Annotated in this window: 15 protein-coding genes; 12 read left to right on the top strand and 3 right to left on the bottom strand. The window is 45.0% G+C overall.

The genetic code is table 11. The features are described 5' to 3' along the window. Positions 1-12 precede the first annotated feature (12 nt). The 3 genes from glyS to AC5SXE_RS07625 are packed head-to-tail and all read left to right on the top strand — an operon-like array spanning position 13 to position 3,974. Positions 13-2,082, top strand: a complete 2,070-nt coding sequence (gene glyS, locus AC5SXE_RS07635) for a glycine--tRNA ligase subunit beta (protein ID WP_493917076.1) — start codon at positions 13-15, stop codon at positions 2,080-2,082. Between the two features lie 14 nt (positions 2,083-2,096). Then, positions 2,097-2,897, top strand: a complete 801-nt coding sequence (locus tag AC5SXE_RS07630) for a pyruvate, water dikinase regulatory protein (RefSeq protein ID WP_310849999.1) — start codon at positions 2,097-2,099, stop codon at positions 2,895-2,897. A gap of 12 nt (positions 2,898-2,909) precedes the next feature. After that, complete coding sequence (locus AC5SXE_RS07625) at positions 2,910-3,974, top strand: deoxyguanosinetriphosphate triphosphohydrolase (protein ID WP_493917075.1); 1,065 nt, start codon at positions 2,910-2,912, stop codon at positions 3,972-3,974. Here the strand turns inward: AC5SXE_RS07625 and AC5SXE_RS07620 are convergent. Further along, positions 3,949-6,219 (bottom strand): transglycosylase domain-containing protein, encoded by a 2,271-nt coding sequence (locus AC5SXE_RS07620; protein WP_493917074.1) that lies wholly within the window; start codon positions 6,217-6,219, stop codon positions 3,949-3,951. The two genes, AC5SXE_RS07625 and AC5SXE_RS07620, sit on opposite strands and share 26 nt — an antisense overlap. Before the next feature lie 267 nt (positions 6,220-6,486). Between AC5SXE_RS07620 and AC5SXE_RS07615 the strand changes: the two genes are divergently transcribed. The 6 genes from AC5SXE_RS07615 to argF all read left to right on the top strand — a co-directional run bounded on the left by AC5SXE_RS07615 (position 6,487) and on the right by argF (position 11,461). Then, positions 6,487-6,972 (top strand): pyruvoyl-dependent arginine decarboxylase, encoded by a 486-nt coding sequence (locus tag AC5SXE_RS07615; protein ID WP_303883844.1) that lies wholly within the window; start codon positions 6,487-6,489, stop codon positions 6,970-6,972. Between the two features lie 3 nt (positions 6,973-6,975). Continuing rightward, the gene (speE, locus tag AC5SXE_RS07610; RefSeq protein WP_493917073.1) at positions 6,976-7,851 is read left to right on the top strand and encodes a polyamine aminopropyltransferase; all 876 of its coding nucleotides are present in this window, start codon (positions 6,976-6,978) and stop codon (positions 7,849-7,851) included. Next, the gene (gene speB, locus AC5SXE_RS07605; RefSeq protein ID WP_303883842.1) at positions 7,848-8,705 is read left to right on the top strand and encodes an agmatinase; all 858 of its coding nucleotides are present in this window, start codon (positions 7,848-7,850) and stop codon (positions 8,703-8,705) included. Before speE ends, speB begins: the two co-directional genes overlap by 4 nt. Continuing rightward, a complete protein-coding gene (gene speD / locus AC5SXE_RS07600; protein ID WP_303883841.1) occupies positions 8,695-9,114 on the top strand; it encodes an adenosylmethionine decarboxylase in 420 nt (139 codons plus the stop codon). The genes speB and speD overlap by 11 nt, the downstream gene beginning before the upstream one ends. A 141-nt stretch (positions 9,115-9,255) precedes the next feature. Further along, positions 9,256-10,488 (top strand): arginine deiminase, encoded by a 1,233-nt coding sequence (locus tag AC5SXE_RS07595; RefSeq protein ID WP_433912442.1) that lies wholly within the window; start codon positions 9,256-9,258, stop codon positions 10,486-10,488. 28 nt (positions 10,489-10,516) lie between these two features. Beyond that, positions 10,517-11,461, top strand: coding sequence for an ornithine carbamoyltransferase (gene argF, locus AC5SXE_RS07590; protein ID WP_433912443.1), 945 nt, complete (start codon positions 10,517-10,519; stop codon positions 11,459-11,461). Positions 11,462-11,549: 88 nt separating this feature from the next. Here argF and nikR read toward each other — a convergent pair whose 3' ends face one another. Beyond that, positions 11,550-11,954, bottom strand: a complete 405-nt coding sequence (nikR, locus tag AC5SXE_RS07585) for a nickel-responsive transcriptional regulator NikR (RefSeq protein WP_303883838.1) — start codon at positions 11,952-11,954, stop codon at positions 11,550-11,552. A gap of 39 nt (positions 11,955-11,993) precedes the next feature. Between nikR and AC5SXE_RS07580 the strand changes: the two genes are divergently transcribed. Then, the gene (locus AC5SXE_RS07580; RefSeq protein WP_433912444.1) at positions 11,994-12,542 is read left to right on the top strand and encodes a hypothetical protein; all 549 of its coding nucleotides are present in this window, start codon (positions 11,994-11,996) and stop codon (positions 12,540-12,542) included. Here the strand turns inward: AC5SXE_RS07580 and AC5SXE_RS07575 are convergent. Further along, positions 12,539-14,263: a radical SAM protein gene (locus tag AC5SXE_RS07575; protein ID WP_433912445.1), complete on the bottom strand. Its 1,725-nt coding sequence runs from the start codon at positions 14,261-14,263 to the stop codon at positions 12,539-12,541. The genes AC5SXE_RS07580 and AC5SXE_RS07575 overlap by 4 nt on opposite strands. Before the next feature lie 112 nt (positions 14,264-14,375). On the opposite strand from AC5SXE_RS07575, the gene nadE reads away from it, so the two are divergent. Both nadE and AC5SXE_RS07565 read left to right on the top strand, forming a co-directional pair. Continuing rightward, on the top strand, positions 14,376-15,122 hold the full coding sequence (nadE, locus tag AC5SXE_RS07570) for an NAD(+) synthase (protein WP_303883832.1): 747 nt from the start codon (positions 14,376-14,378) through the stop codon (positions 15,120-15,122). Positions 15,123-15,176: 54 nt separating this feature from the next. Continuing rightward, positions 15,177-15,929: a YebC/PmpR family DNA-binding transcriptional regulator gene (locus AC5SXE_RS07565; RefSeq protein WP_303883830.1), complete on the top strand. Its 753-nt coding sequence runs from the start codon at positions 15,177-15,179 to the stop codon at positions 15,927-15,929. The last annotated feature ends 6 nt before the right edge of the window (positions 15,930-15,935 follow it).

Below are 15,935 nucleotides of genomic sequence, written 5' to 3'. Positions count from 1 at the left end.
AGGATCGCTATCATGGGAACAAGAGATTTACTGTTTGAGATTGGCACTGAAGAGATACCCGCTCGATTTATGCCGTGGGCTTTGGAGAAGATCAAGGAATTGGCTGCGGAAGAATTTCAAAAGGAGCGCTTGGGCTATAATGTCATAGAAAGCTTTGGAACTCCAAGGCGCATTGTCATTCATGTAAAAGGATTGCAGGAGAAACAGGAAGATCTCGTAGAAGAGATAAAAGGACCTCTATGGAACCAGGCTTTCGACGTTTATAACAACCCAACCAGGGCTGCCTTGGGCTTCGCAAAAAGTCGTGGCGTTCCGGTAGAATCGCTGAAAAAAGAAGAAGTCAATGGTCAATTTTATGCCTTTGCCGTGATCAGGCAAGAGGGCAAAGATACGACTTCAATATTACCCGATTTATTAGGTAGCTTGGTAAGACGTTTAGTTTTTCCTAAAAATATGTATTGGAGAGAACCCAGCCTCAGGTTCGTGAGGCCTATACGCTGGCTTTTATGTCTTTACGGCAACGAAGTAGTACCCATGGAATTGGGGAATCTAAGGGGAGACAAGGTGACGCGCGGTCATAGATTCATGGGTTCAAGCAGGGTTGAGATAAACTCGTCGAACGAATATTTTGAGAAGTTATACGACAATTATGTAATTGTCGATCAAGCAAAGAGAAAAGAAAAAATCTTATCGGGGATTGCCTCAATTGAAAGGGAGCACCACGTTAAAGCTATGCTGCCCCACGAACTGGTAGACGAAAACGTTTTTTTAGTGGAATATCCAGTTCCCTTTATTGGCACATTCGATGAAGGCTTCTTATCGCTTCCTGAAGAAGTCTTAATAATGGTCATGATCCATCATCAAAAGTATTTTCCCCTAAAAGATGACGGAGGGAAATTGAAGCCGGCCTTTGTTGGCATCAGCAACAACAGGGCTACCGATATGGAAGTTGTTAAAGAGGGTAATGAAAGGGTTCTTAGGGCCAGATTATCAGACGCGGTCTTTTTCTATAATGAAGATTTAAAGAAACCTTTAGCCGCGAGAGTAAACGAACTACAAAACATCGTCTACCAAGAATCGTTAGGAACTTTGTATGATAAAGTAGCCAGGATCAAAGAGCTGGCCCTGCATTTGTGCGAGCATCTGGGTTATGACAAAGAAACAGCAGATTTGGTAGAAAGAGCTGCATATCTTTCCAAAGCAGACCTGGTGACCAATATGGTTTATGAATTTCCAGAACTTCGAGGCGTGATGGGAAGGGAGTACGCCAAGGCCAACGGCGAACACGAACGAGTCTCTCAAGCCTTGTATGAGCAATACCTTCCTGCCTTCGTTGGCGACGTTTTGCCAAAGGATATTATTGGTGCCATCGTTGGCATAGCCGATAGAATTGATGACATTGCGTCTTGTGGCAAGATGGATTTACTTCCGACCGGTTCGCAGGATCCTTACGCCCTTAGGAGGACCGCAAGGTGTTTAAACGAGTTGATCCTGGGGCTTGGGATCGATGTCGATCTGAGTCATCTTGTGAGCCTGTCGGCTAAAAGTTTAGATTGCGAGTCAGAGGTAACAATGCGTGTAATTGAGTTTTTAAAGCAAAGATTGTATGTTCAGTTAAGGGAAAAAGGATTCTCCCATGATGTTGTTTCGCTTGCATTGGCAGTAATAGGCGAGAGGCCCTTGCAGGTCGTAAGATTGGCAGAAGAATTGGAATCCGTCAGAAACGAAGAATGGTTTCAGCGCTTAGCTACTGCTGCTGTCAGGGTCAGAAACATCTTGGCCAAAGCCCCAAACTTCGTGCCGACTGCAATTAACGAAACTTTCTTTCAGAATGACTTAGAAAGGGAACTATATCATAAAATCCAGGAGATAACGCCAAAGCTAAGTGGTGCGCTCAAGAGCTATCGATGGAAAGAGATTATCAGCTTGTTGTTGGATCTTGAACCGATAATATCCGAATTCTTTGATCAGGTGCTTGTAATGGCAGAAGATCCGGAGATCAGGCAAAATAGGCTCTCCCTTTTATATGAGTGCAATAAGTTATTTCATTTGGTGGGAGACCTTGGAGCCATCAGAGACTAGACCAGGTGGGAAAAATGAGTGTGAGGATTTTTATTGTGTCAGACTTCACGGGCGAAACGGCCGAGCACGTTGCAAAGGCCGCCACCAGCCAGTTTAGTAGCAAGGCAAGCGAGTTAGTGCGCTTTAGGTACGTCAATGACCAAGATCGACTGATGGAAGTGCTACGGCGAGCCCAAGATGAAGATGCTCTTATCATCGCCACCTTAGTAGATCATCAATTGCGCAATTTACTCGCAAAAGAAGCAAGCCGTAGGAATATCGATTTCATAGACATACTTGGTCCCATACTCGGAACCTTGGAGAAAAGAATCGGATCTCCACCACGCGAGACGCCTGGACTCATGAGGAGGATGGATGAGGAATACTTTAGAAGGGTCAAGGCGATAGAGTTTGCCATTAAATGTGATGACGGTAAAAGTCCGGAGCTGTTAAGGGAAGCTGATATAGTGCTAATAGGGGTTTCAAGAAGCGGTAAAACTCCTTTAGCAATGTACCTGGCCCATAAGGGTTTGATGGTTGCCAATATGCCGTTGGTTCCAGAGAGCCCGGTGCCAATGGAATTGTTCGAAGTTCCAAATAACAAGATCATAGGGTTGATGATAGATCCAGCCAAATTAGCACGAATTCGCCGAGAGCGGTTGAGGGTTTTGGGGCTTGATCCGGGAGTCTCGATGTATGCCAGGCAGGAGCGTATAGAAGAAGAGCTAAGATATGCTAAGCAGATTATGGAAGTGCTGAAGGCCGAGATCTTCGACGTTACGAACAAGGCCGTTGAGGAGACGGCACAAGAGATAATGGATTATTTGAATATATGAGGTGTTGGATGATTGACCCCAAGAATAATGTGGGAGACAGTAGAGAGGCAGCTACTGGCGGATTTTGCCTCTAAGAGCGCCGACTCGAAAGGAAGAAGGACTGATGAACCTCCTTGTCCAATAAGGACTTGCTATCAGCGGGATAGGGACAGGATTATCCATTGCAAGGCCTTTCGAAGGCTAAAGTATAAAACGCAGGTATTGCCGTTGCCTGAAGGAGATCACTACAGGACAAGGTTGACACATACGCTCGAAGTATCCCAGATAGCGCGAACCATAGCTAGAGCCTTGCGTTTAAACGAGGATTTAACGGAAGCAATAGCATTGGGCCATGATTTAGGTCATACTCCCTTTGGACACATGGGGGAAGAGGTTTTGGACGAGTTGGCCAAGGAGAACGGTTTAAATGGTTTTCACCATGCAGAACAAAGCCTTAGAATAGTGGACTCTTTAGAAGGGGATGGCAAAGGTCTCAACCTTACATGGGAGGTTCGAGAAGGAATACTACAGCATAGTAAAGGGCAAGTAGACGTCCACGAAGGGTTAAAATTATTCGAACCCTCGACTTATGAGGCTTGGGTTGTAAGGGTAAGTGATTCCATAGCTTACCTGAATCACGATTTAGACGATGCAATAAGGGCTCGTTTGGTCTCAATACATGAAGTTCCCGAAGAGGTGATCGGTCTTTTGGGAGATACCCACAGCAAGCGAATTGGTACTTTGGTAACGGATGTGGTAAATAGTAGCGGACAAGGGGGTATTTACCTTAGCGACGCGGCTCTGGGATCTATGGAATTGTTGAGATCTTTCCTTTATGAGCGTGTTTATTTGGGCCCTCAAGCGAGAAAAGAAAGACCAAAGGTAAAACACGTTTTGAGCACGATTTTTCATTACCTCTTGTCAAACCCTCATGTTTTTGATTCCCTCGAGTTTACAGATGTGGAGGCCAACGCTATAACGAGAGTAATCGATTTCATCTCAGGAATGACCGATAGATATGCCATGGCCTTTTTTGGTGACATTGCCGTGCCTACGCCTTGGCCGCTTGACATCAGTCTGTCAGACCGTACTCCTTGAGCAATTGTTGATATCTTTTCTCAATTTCATCGGGAGAAGGTTCGTGATAGACCTTCTTTGACGGTTCAGCAGGAGGTTCCCCCTTGGGTTTCATGATTTGCGGTTCGGGTATATTGGTAGTCGGTGCACTGTCAAAGTCGAGTGGCGGCTTCGTAGGATCTGGGTAGCTTGCGTAGGTCGGCAATCTCATTCCATAACTTGCGAGGAGCAAATCATCTCCAGTGATCAAGTAGAGTTTAGGCTCGTTGAAGTCATAGGCCTCAGCGAAGGCGCTATAGGAATCGCCATGATAGGGACAGGTTCTTTCGGGAACGTAATCCAGAGGTAACAAGATGGCCGTTTTCTTCGGACAGTTGAAACTGGCAGGATATCCCGTTTCACGACAAATTTCTACTCTCAGAACCTTTTCTCCTATGACCCCGGCAAGGGAGAAATTTTCATTCAGGTGAGCGATTTTTACGGCTTTACTCATGAAATCCTTCCACACAGGAGCGGCTACACGACCTCCTGTATTGCCATGACCTAAAGATTTGTGATCATCATGTCCTGCATAGACAACACACACCAAACCTGGAACGCCTCCCACAAACCAAGCGTCACTCCAATCATTGGTAGTTCCCGTCTTGCCAAAAACCTCGTAATTTTGGATCTTTGCCGGTCTTCCGGTTCCGTGATTTACAACATCTATTAACATCGAACGTAGAGTTACTGCAATAGCTGGATCGATGGCTTCTGTCAGCGTTGGGCCATTTGATTCAAGGATTTTTCCCCTAAAATCGATAATTTTTTTAATTGCGAAGGGTTCTACACGGTATCCGTCATTGGCGAACACGCTGTAAGCAATTGCCATCTCAATTGGCGTTAAGCTTGCTGAACCCAACGCTATTGATAGATCGTGGGGGAGATAAGGGCTTTTGATGCCCATCTTTCTTGCTGTTTCTATTATTGCCTCTACACCTGTCAGTTGAGCGATGCGAACAGCAACGGTGTTGTAAGAATCCGTCAGGGCTTCTAACAAAGTGCTTTCTCCGTGATACTTGTCCCCGTAATTAGTTGGTTGCCACCCGTTTGGAAAGGAGAGGGGAGCATCTAAAGCCCTGTCAATGGGTCTTATGCCTTTGTCAAGAGCTGCCGTATACACTATAGGCTTAAATGCTGAGCCAGGTTCTCTGTATGCTTGCACAGCCCTGTTGAATTTGCTTATGTTGAAATCTTTTCCTCCCACCATTGCGAGTATTTCGCCCGTATCTGGATCCACTGCTACAAGTGCGCCTTCGCTTTTAAGTTTAGAAGTTGCATTCTCGGCTGCGTTTTGAAGCCCCAGGTCCAGAGTGGTGTATATTTTTAAACCACCTTGATAGACAATTTCCGGCCCATATTTGGGCAACAAATGATTAAAAAGTATGTAGGAGACAAAGTAAGGCGCCGGGTTATCACTTAGAGTAGGTTGTTTCTTTTTAGAAAAGGCGAGTTCGGTATCCAAGGCTTTCCGAGCTTCATCTTGGGTGATCCATCCCAATTCTTCCATTCGCCCCAAGACGTAGGACTGTCTCAATTTAGCTCTATCCGGATGGCGCAAAGGAGTAAAGTACTCGGGTGCGGCCAACAATCCAGCCAACATGGAGGCCTCAGGTAGCGTTAGCGCCAAAGGCTCCTTGCCAAAATAGTTATAAGAAGCAGCATATATTCCGTACCCACCATGGCCCCAATATACGGTGTTTAGATACATTTCCAAAATCTGGTCCTTGGAATATAACCTTTCCAATCTGAAGGCCAAGATGACTTCCTTAATCTTTCTTTCCAACGTCTTTTCTCTAGTAAGAAACAAGTTCCTAGCGAGCTGCTGTGTGATTGTGCTTCCGCCTTGCAAAGTGTCCCTCTTCGTGAAATTTACGATGGCCGCCCTTGTGATGCCCTTAATGTCGATACCACGATGTTTATAAAAATCATCGTCTTCCGCGGCCAGGACGGCCTTCGCAACCCAAGGGGAAATCTTTTCTAACGGTATCCATGTTCGGTTTTCCTTAAACAACCTCGCTATTTCTGCGCCGTTTCTATCGTAGATCACAGTTGAAAGGTTAGGATTAAAGGCTATGAGCTCATCATAAGATGGCAGCTCCGTGGATAGCTTAAAAACGAACCCTGCGCAAAGGACAAAGGCGATTGCAAAAAATAATAAAAAAGTATAAATTAATGCAAATTTAAAACGTCCTCCATTTGAGTTCTTGCTTTCGTGATTTCGCATGCCGAGACCTCCTGAACACTTCTTGCCCCTGACATTTGAGATTATAACACGTTTATTTTTTCAAGTTAAAAGAGCGTTTCCTGAAGGGCATATCGAGTACATTTTTGATTTGATGGACCTCATTCGTATGGATGGGGTACCAAGGGTAAAAAAAATTTAAAAAAATACATATTTTCGATTGACACACCCCCCTTGGACGTTATAATGTAATCCGCTCTTTATCAAGAGGAAAGCTAGAGAAGACCTTATGTGAGGAGGGTATGCCCAATGATACCAATTCCAACGAAATTCAGTTTGGTTGTTGGCCATGGAGAAGGCGATAAAAAATTAACTGCCTTTGACGCCGCTTTGCTTGATGCGGGCATAGGGAATATGAATTTGCTCAGGGTTAGCAGCGTTTTGCCGCCCGGGTGTATTTTTGAGGGTGTTTTTCAGTTGCCAGCTGGATCGTTGCTTCCAATTGCCTATGGATCTTTAACGAGCGATGTTCCGGGCGAAATAATATCAGCCGCGATTGGCGTTGGAATTCCAGAAGATCCTTCTTCTTTTGGGATGATAATGGAGTTTTCAGGTTTTTGCAAGGCTAACGAGGCAGCCCTGAAGGTCGAAGAGATGGTTCGTGAAGCTTTCGCAATGCGCAATCTTCCACTTAAAGAAGTTAAAGTGAAATCAATAGAGCACAAGGTTGAACGCTGCGGTTCGGTAATCGCGGCTTGCCCTCTCTTTTACGAAGTTTCTGATAAGGGATGTTAAGCGATGAAGGGAATAGAACGCAGGGTCCCAGATCTTTGGTTTACCGAATATCAGACACCTAATTTGAGACTCGGTCTCAGGATAAAAGATGTCCTTTTGAATAAGCGGTCATCATATCAACATATCTTGGTTGTAGATACTATGGAATATGGCAGAGTTCTGGTTTTGGATGGCGCGATTCAACTCACCGAAAAGGATGAATTTTGTTACCATGAAATGATGGCTCATTTGCTACTGTGCGCACATCCGAATCCAGAAGAAGTGCTTGTCATAGGAGGCGGAGATGGTGGCGTTGTGCGTGAGGTGCTTAAACACGAGACCGTAAAAAAGGTGACGCTAGTCGACATAGATGAAGAGGTCATAAAAGCGTCAAAAACTTTCTTCCCGGCGGTGTCCTGTGCACTTGATGATAAATGCGTGGAGATAAGGCCAATGGATGCCCTTTTGTTCGTAAAGGGACATTTTAATGAGTTTGATGTGGTTATAATAGACAGCACTGACCCTGTGGATTTTGCCAAGGGTCTGTTTGAACCGGCCTTTTTCAAGGACGTATACGTTGCTTTGAAGGAAGAGGGCATGATGGTGGCCCAAACAGAATCACCTTTCTCAGAACCCGATTTGTTGCGCGATGCTGTTAGGGGGCTGAGAATGGCCTTTGAAAAGGTGTTTTTGGCGTGGGGTGTGGTGCCAACCTATCCAACGGGCCTTTGGACCTATGCGATTGGAAGCAAGAAATTAGATCCAAGGATGCAAAAGAGGCCGGCGCCACAGAGGACTAAATATTATAGCGATGCAATGCATTCTTTAGCCTTTGAATTGCCTCCTTTTATCAATGAAATCATAAATGGAGGCAATTTGGAGGAGGCAAAAGGGGATTGACGCGCTTTTTAAAAAGTGGTCCAAGTTTTGCAGAGGCAAGATGGGTTCTTTTTGGTGCGCCCTGTGATACCACCGTATCAAGAAAGGGTGGCACTCGTTATGCTCCTGATGCCGTAAGAAGCGAGTCCCATCATATCGAAAGCTATTCTCCTTACCTGAGTGAGGATTTGGAGAAGGTTTCCTTTTTCGATATGGGGGATCTTTTTTTTGCCCCTGGGGACGTGCGAGGTTCACTGTTGAAGATAGAAAAGATGTCGTCTTCACTTGCAAATAAGGGCAAGCGAATTTTGATGCTCGGGGGAGAACATCTGGTTAGTTTGGGCACGATCAGAGGATTGCTTTCGAGGTTCCCCGACTTGCACGTCCTTCACTTCGACGCTCATGCGGATCTACGGGACTTTTACCAAGGGAGCAAATATAGTCACGCCACGGTAATGCGAAGGGTAGCAGAAACTCTAGCGAGTAGTAAGCAATTACATCAGTATGCCATTAGATCTGGATCGCGGGAAGAGATCGAATGGGGAAGCAAGAACACCGATTTTCATCTGATCGAGTTGTTTGAGCCTTTGAGAAGGCTTTTGAACGAAATCGGGGGATGTTCCATATATGTGAGCTTAGACATCGATGTGGTAGATCCTTCCTTTGCTCCGGGTACGGGTACCCCGGAACCGGGAGGCATTAGCGTTTCAGACCTTTTTAGGGCATTGAGCTTGTTAAGAGGCTTTAATATCGTTGGGTTTGACTTGGTGGAAATATCTCCGCCTAACGATGTCAATGCCATCACATCTTTACTGGGTGCCAAAATTATACGAGAGGTTTTAATCATGTTGGGAGGTGACAGCGTTGACCAATAATCAAGCGCTCGGGAGGCACATTTTAGTGGAAGCCTACGACTGTGGGTACAATATTCTCGACAATATGAGAGGAATTCAAGGAGCTATGATCGAGGCAGCCGAACGGACTGGTGCCACTGTGGTAGACGTGGCCTTTAGAAAGTTTGAGCCCTACGGAGTTAGCGGTGTCGTAGTGATATCGGAGTCACATTTAGCCATTCATACATGGCCTGAGTATGGTTACGCTGCTATAGACCTCTTTACATGCGGAGATAAGGCGGACCCCTGGAAGGCCTTTGAGTATTTATTGGATTATTTTAAACCCAAAAGGATCACAACTATGGAGATAAAAAGGGGCAATTTAATTACGACCGAAAATAAAAATTACATAGCCATTGATTCAGCCGGGGAGGCCATCGTGGACGAGTAATTTTACGGTGTCTTTAAAAGCCTTGAATTGTTTTTGCAGAAGTTGTCGATCCGAACAGGGTATCCTTTTAAGCCATGATCAAATATGGTAAACTCATGGATAGGTTTTGTTTATTCTATCTATGCTGTGGTGGTGAGGGAAGTGGATGATGACGACAAAAAATTGTATGTAGGCTCGGAAATAGGCAAGCTTAGAAGAGTACTTCTTCATAGACCAGGGTTAGAGTTGTCCCGTTTAACCATCGATAACAAAGATGAATTGCTCTTTGACGATATTCTTTGGGTGGAAGAGGCTCAAAAAGAACATGATGCCTTTGCCGATTTGCTCAGAGATAATGGCGTAGAAGTTGTGTACTTCCGTAATTGTTTAGCGCATATATTAAAGGAAGACGAAATACGCAAGAATTTATTGGAAGAGGCGCTTGCCTTGGAAGCATTGGATCATCAGTTGAAGGATGCCCTGGCTCATGCGTTTTACGATATGCCTCCCGCTGATTTGTCGGAAGTCCTCATAGCTGGTTTGACAGCTTTGGAGGCCAAAGAACTTGTCGGCAACATCAAAAGCCTTTGTTTGCTCACTTCAGAAAGAACAGACTTTCTCATAAAGCCTCTTCCCAACATACTGTTTCAACGTGATCCCTTCTCCTTCGTAAAAGACGGAGTCATCATAAGTGTTATGCGGTTTGAAGCACGTCGCAAGGAGCCTTTATACGCAAAATATATATTTAATCATCATCCTTACTTTTCTGGTTTAAAAATTATATATGGAGAAGAAACGGCCAATGTTCATCCCTACTTTATTGAAGGCGGAGATATATTAGTCCTGTCCGATGAAGTGGTGGCCATTGGCATAAGCCAAAGAACCACGGCAGGTGCAATACAGGTGGTGGGCAGAAAGCTTGCAAAAGAATTGGGAATAAAAAAATTGCTCGCAGTTGATATTCCCAAAATGCGGGTTTATATGCATTTGGACACGGTCTTCACCATGGTAGATCGCAATTGCTTCGTAATTTACCCTGGCATAAGGGGCAGCGTTCGCCTTTGGGAGATTGCTTATGAAGAGGACGGGTCCGTGGTGGATATAACCGAATCAACCGACTTGGTTGGGACGATGAAACGTAACTTAATGCTAGACACTATCGCCTTCGTTGAAACGGGTGGAGGAGATCCCATAGCCGCTGCGAGGGAGCAATGGAACGATGGTACCAATACTTTTGCCATAGCGCCCGGAGTTGTAGTGACTTATCGTCGAAATGCGATAACAAACCAAGAACTTAGGGCCCATGGCATAAAAGTGTACGAGATCAAAGGAGCAGAGCTAGGTCGTGGGCGTGGAGGCCCCAGGTGCATGTCCATGCCACTGCTTCGGAATTAATTTAATTTTTGCGAGGGGAGAGATTAAAGTGCCTGTAAACTTGCGGGGACGTCATTTATTATGGCTAAAGGATTATAAGCCCGAGGAGATAAAATATCTTTTAAATCTGGCCATCTCGTTGAAGGCAAAAAAAAGGGCGGGCATAAAGGGGAACTTGCTGAATGGTAAAAATATCGCGTTGATATTTGAAAAACCCTCGACGCGCACCCGGTGCGCTTTTACCGTGGCTTGCCTGGACGAAGGAGGACATGCCGAGTTTTTGGGCAAAAGCGATATTCAATTGGGCCATAAAGAAGACGTCAAAGATACTGCAAGGGTGTTAGGCAGGATGTTTGACGGTATTCAATTTCGAGGTTTTAAGCAATCAGTGGTGGAAGAACTCGCTATGTATGCCGGAGTCCCCGTCTGGAACGGCCTTACAGATAGTTATCACCCTACTCAGGCGTTGGCGGATGTGATGACTATGCAGGAATGTTTTGGTGACGTAAAGGGGTTGAAGTTGGTATATGTCGGTGACGGAAGAAATAATGTGGCTAACTCACTAATGATCATTTCCTCCAAGTTGGGCATACACTACGTGACGGCAGCTCCAAAGGAATTGCATCCCGACGAGTCATTGCTCGAGGAGTGTAGGAGTGAGGGAGCCAAACACGGTGCCATTATAGAAGTCATGGAAGATCCTTATGAGGCTGTGAAGGGAGCGCAAGCGGTCTATACCGATGTATGGGCATCCATGGGCGAGGAAGAAAAACTTGCAGAACGCGTTAAGTTGTTGAAACCCTATCAGGTAAACAGATCTCTCATGAATCTTGCCGACAAGGATGCCATATTTTTACATTGCTTGCCTGCAGTAAAGGGTAACGAAGTTACAGAAGAGGTATTTGAATCGTCTCAATCCAAGGTCTTTGAAGAGGCTGAAAATAGGCTTCATACGATTAAAGCGGTGATAGTAGCTACCATAGGCAACCTGTAACGAGACCTTTATGGTAAGTAAAAATTTTTAGACGTAAGAGGACTTGCGGCCTTCTAGGAGTAGCCTAACATACCTCCCTTGCGGGTGTTTAGATATTTACTATAGAGGCCCGGGTTTCTTTAATGCCCTTTAGGGAGTTCAAGTCTATCAAGAACTTTTTTATCTCGTTTATTTCGCCCATCAAGATGATGGCTTCCAGGCAATTAAAGTGATCTATGTGAACATGGGTGGTGCAGACTATTATATCCCCGTAATTGTGTTGGATGGCAGTTATTTCGGACACTGCGTCGTGTCTGTGATGATCGTATATTATCGTAACAGTGCCGCATACCATGCCTTCTTGGGATTCCCATTTAGATTGGGCAATGAAGGATCGCATAATTTGCCTCAAGGCCTCGGAGCGATTGGCCATCCCGTGACTTCGTAGCCATTTATCGAACTCGTCTAACAGAGATTTTGGCATAGAAACGCTAAACCTTACTACCTCTTCCATGGTGATTTTGCCTCCTTCGAAAGGGTGATAACGAGAAAAATGGGGAACAACGTAAGTGTAGCATTAACGACCTTGTCTGTCGAAGAACTCGAAAAAAGAGATATGAGTTCAACAAACCTCCTTTTTTTACCTCCACAGGGCAATGAAGGCGAGCCTGTGAAAGTATTGGCCTTTGCATCACGGAATATATGCTATATTGCCAGCAGCAGAATCGACAATAAAGGAACAACGAAGTTATTTTTATGCGATGATTCCGGACAGTTAGAAAATGAAGACTTCGGTCTTTACCTTTTTTATTTATATGGAATCAGGGTTCTTTTTATCTCACGAGATGCCTTTGATGACGTCCCGGCCCGATACGAAGCTTACAGGATGCGACCCGATTTGGTATTGTTGTTTTATCCCTTAAGCCATGATGATGAAGATTCGAAGTTAAAGGTGAGGTTAAATGCCTTGTCGTTAGAAGGGAACGTTAAAGCCGCCTCCATTTATGGCATTGTTGGAAGGAAATATAATTTTGTGGCCTTTTCAGATGAGGGCGAAGAGGTATCCACTGGCGAGTCATTGTACTGGCAATGGCGAATCTAGTCATCGTGCTCAGCCCTGTTTTGGCATGTAAGGAATTTATTAAAGGGCGCAAAAAGTTCCAAAACATTCAATATAATCTCATCGTCTACTGCCTCTTTTAGTTTTTCAAGAGAGGCATAAGGTCGTTTTTGTGCTATCCTAGTAGCTCGGGCTTTACCTATGCCAGGTATAGCTGTGAGGGAGCTTAGAGGACAATTGTTGATGTCTAAGGGGAAAGGAACCCCTGTAATTGAACGCCTTCCATAGTCAGTTACGGCCACCGTTAAGATCGCGCCCACGGGCAAAGTTTCATCAACAACCCCGACTAAAAGCGGGTAAGTCGCGAGTTGTCGTCCGAAGGCTAATTTCCCTACCTTTTCCTCGATCCGCAAGTCCCTTATGACGCATCCCAATGGAGCAATACGGCGTAACATGGGTTGATCTATCTCGCTTCTCACCCATTCCTTCCATTTTCTGTAACGGCTTTCCTTTACTTTACTTGGATACATAGTTAAGAGCGTCTTTAAAGGGGTTTTTTCAAATACCATGGGCTTTCTTATATTTATTCTGCGCACGGCGAGCCCCTCTTCCAGAATGCTTCTTAGAAACTTAGCATGTATTTCCAGTGATTCATTGCTGTCTCCTGCAAGTCCAACGATAAAATTAAGACCTGGCAAAATCTTTGGGAGGCTTCTTTTGGTTGGCCGCCATCCGCCCACTTCGTTTACCAACCTTACCGCGAAAAGAGCCTCCTCAAAATCGACCTTTAAGTTGTTAATATTTCTCACCCTGGGATTAAGGTTTTCAATGCCGAAGGAAAGCACGTCCCCTTCAGTATTGTACTTGGAGATTATCTCTATGGCCTCGGCCGACTCTTCGGGAAAATCTACAATGGTTTTCGGGTTTGCGTTGTCGGTATGCAGCACCGATAATTTTGGGCATGACTCCAAGGCATTTTTATAAAGTTCCTCCAAAGCCTTTGGGTTCGGCCTTCTTCCTTTACTTGAAAGCGTGCCCTGGTAGGTCAGTATATTGGCGCATTTGCCAAACCTGAAGGCTTTGACGCCTGCTTTATATAAAGCCTTCATCTCTTCTATAACGTCTGATATCGGCCTTTCTTCAAATTCGCCGGAAGTGCCTTCAGTGCAAAAGGAGCAAGGAGCGCCCACTTGGTCGCAACCTCTGGACAATTCTATTTCAGCCATTATCCAAGGGTACCACGGGTGTAGCTTTACCACTTCGCTGCCCAGTCTGCTCCAAATGTTTACGTTGCCGTATCCGCGCCTTAAGTGCGAGATAATTTCACGTCTTGAAAGGTAATGGTACAAAACCTCATCTATGTCCCCCGTGACTAGACAGTCAACTTCATTGAGATAGATCGTAAGTGCGTCCATACCGCCTCGCAAGACATAACCGGAAGCTATGGGGCCTCCTAAAAAGAGCAGCCCCCTTCTGTTCAAATTGGCGATCTTTTGCAGTTCGCTCAACAACAAAGGAGAACCGCCCCTGTAGCGACCGGGGACAGAAAGCCCAGCTATTATTGCGATGATATCCGCTTCTGCCAGAGCCTCTTCAACGGATTTTGGATCTTTTCTCCATTGGTCGCAAGTATAGTAAGCTACATCGTAATCAAAATATCTTAAAACGCCAGCACAGTATCGAACATAGGGGGAAACGTAGGGAGGTACGCCAAGACATGCGGGCTCATCGACGTATCCGTCGAAAATGAGTCCAAGTGGCATAAATGCACCCCTTTCCCGTTTTATTTATCGATGGATTTCTCAAGGATTTTCTAAGATTATGTTAAAATTTATATCAATGCTAAGTATAGCCTAATCTTTAGGAGGTGCCAACTTGGAGAGCATTTATAGAGACCCGCTTTCTTTGAAGGAGTGCATAGTGACGTGGATCAGGGAAAAAGTGAAAGAGGCGGGTGCCAAAGGAGTGGTCTTCGGATTAAGTGGTGGTTTGGATTCCGCTGTTCTTGCTTTATTGGCTAAGGAAGCCCTCGGGTATGATAATATATTAGGTGTCATAATGCCTTGTGAAAGTCAACCTGAAGACAGCATGTATGCCCTTTTATTAGCGGACAGCTGTAATGTACCTGTTCAGGAAGTGGACTTAACATCAACTTTTCATGTCCTTTTAGATGCCTTGCCCTTCAAAAAAGATGATATGAAAGCTTTAGCTGTAGCGAACATCAAACCTAGATTAAGAATGACAACGCTTTATTTCTTCGCTCAAAATTTCGGTTTTCTCGTGTGTGGCGCCAGCAATAAAGACGAACTAGAAATTGGTTACTTTACAAAACACGGAGACAGCGGCGTCGATATGCTTCCCATGGGCGACCTTTTAAAGGGCGAGGTAAGGCTTCTTGCTGAGCACCTTGGAGTGCCAGCCTCGATAATAGAGAGGCCGCCATCCGCTGGTTTATGGCCTGGACAGACCGATGAGGAGGAAATAGGCGCGACCTATGACGAAATTGACAGGTATTTGCGTACGAGGGAGGGGGATGAGAGAGTGAGAGATATCGTCGAAGGAGCCAGAAAGCGAAGTGAGCATAAGCGAAGAATGCCTCCTATATGTGTGTGTGAAATTTAAAGAACGCAAATATTCCAAAAGAGGTAAACTTGATTTATTAGAGGTGATAATTGAATGGCTGGCCATTCGAAATGGGCAAATATAAAGTATAGAAAAGCCGCACAAGATTCAAAGCGGGGCAAGTTATTTCAAAAGTTGGTTAGGGCCATAATTATGGCTGCCAGAGAAGGAGGAGGGGATCCCTCTTATAACGTTGCCTTGAGAAATGCCATTGAAAAGGCCAAAGCAGCCAATGTACCCATGGAAAACATCCAGAAGGCCATAAAGCGTGGTACTGGAGAACTCGAGGGTGCTTCCTATGAACATGTAATATATGAAGGCTACGGTCCAGGAGGAGTTGCCATACTCGTTGAAGCAACCACCGATAACCGCAACCGTACCGCCTCAGAGATGCGTTTCATCTTCACTCGACATGGCGGATCCCTTGGAGAAGTAGGTTGTGTTTCCTGGTTATTTGAAAAGCGAGGGGCGATTTATATAACTTCTAAAGTTGACGAGGATGAGTTGCTTTTGACGGCAGCCGAGGCAGGGGCACTAGATATTGAAAACGAAGATTCTTCTTTCATAGTGTACACTGAGCCAACTGATTTGAGCAAAGTTAGTGAGTTTTTGGCACAAAAAGGATACCCAATTGATCGTTGCGAAATAGTCATGGTACCAAAGACAACCGTCCCAGTGACAAACTCAAATGAAGCTTCGAAACTCTTAAAACTTTTGGATACTTTAGAAGAACATGAGGATGTTCAAAACGTGTACGCGAACTTTGATATCCCCGATGAGATCTTTGAACAGGTTGAAAGCGCGTAAAATATC

It is taken from the genome of Acetomicrobium sp. (assembly GCF_059026225.1).
Note: the sequence above shows the minus strand (reverse complement) of the source record. Positions and strands in the feature narration are given on the sequence as shown.

Bases quoted from the DNA above. Each gene is read 5' to 3' on its own strand.
- speE (WP_493917073.1), top strand. From the start codon at position 6,976: ATGAAGGGAATAGAACGCAGGGTCCCAGATCTTTGGTTTACCGAATAT.
- AC5SXE_RS07565 (WP_303883830.1), top strand. From the start codon at position 15,177: ATGGCTGGCCATTCGAAATGGGCAAATATAAAGTATAGAAAAGCCGCA.
- nikR (WP_303883838.1), bottom strand. From the start codon at position 11,954: ATGGAAGAGGTAGTAAGGTTTAGCGTTTCTATGCCAAAATCTCTGTTA.
- AC5SXE_RS07620 (WP_493917074.1), bottom strand. From the start codon at position 6,219: ATGCGAAATCACGAAAGCAAGAACTCAAATGGAGGACGTTTTAAATTT.
- AC5SXE_RS07630 (WP_310849999.1), top strand. From the start codon at position 2,097: ATGAGTGTGAGGATTTTTATTGTGTCAGACTTCACGGGCGAAACGGCC.
- AC5SXE_RS07615 (WP_303883844.1), top strand. From the start codon at position 6,487: ATGATACCAATTCCAACGAAATTCAGTTTGGTTGTTGGCCATGGAGAA.
- AC5SXE_RS07575 (WP_433912445.1), bottom strand. From the start codon at position 14,263: ATGCCACTTGGACTCATTTTCGACGGATACGTCGATGAGCCCGCATGT.
- glyS (WP_493917076.1), top strand. From the start codon at position 13: ATGGGAACAAGAGATTTACTGTTTGAGATTGGCACTGAAGAGATACCC.
- AC5SXE_RS07580 (WP_433912444.1), top strand. From the start codon at position 11,994: ATGGGGAACAACGTAAGTGTAGCATTAACGACCTTGTCTGTCGAAGAA.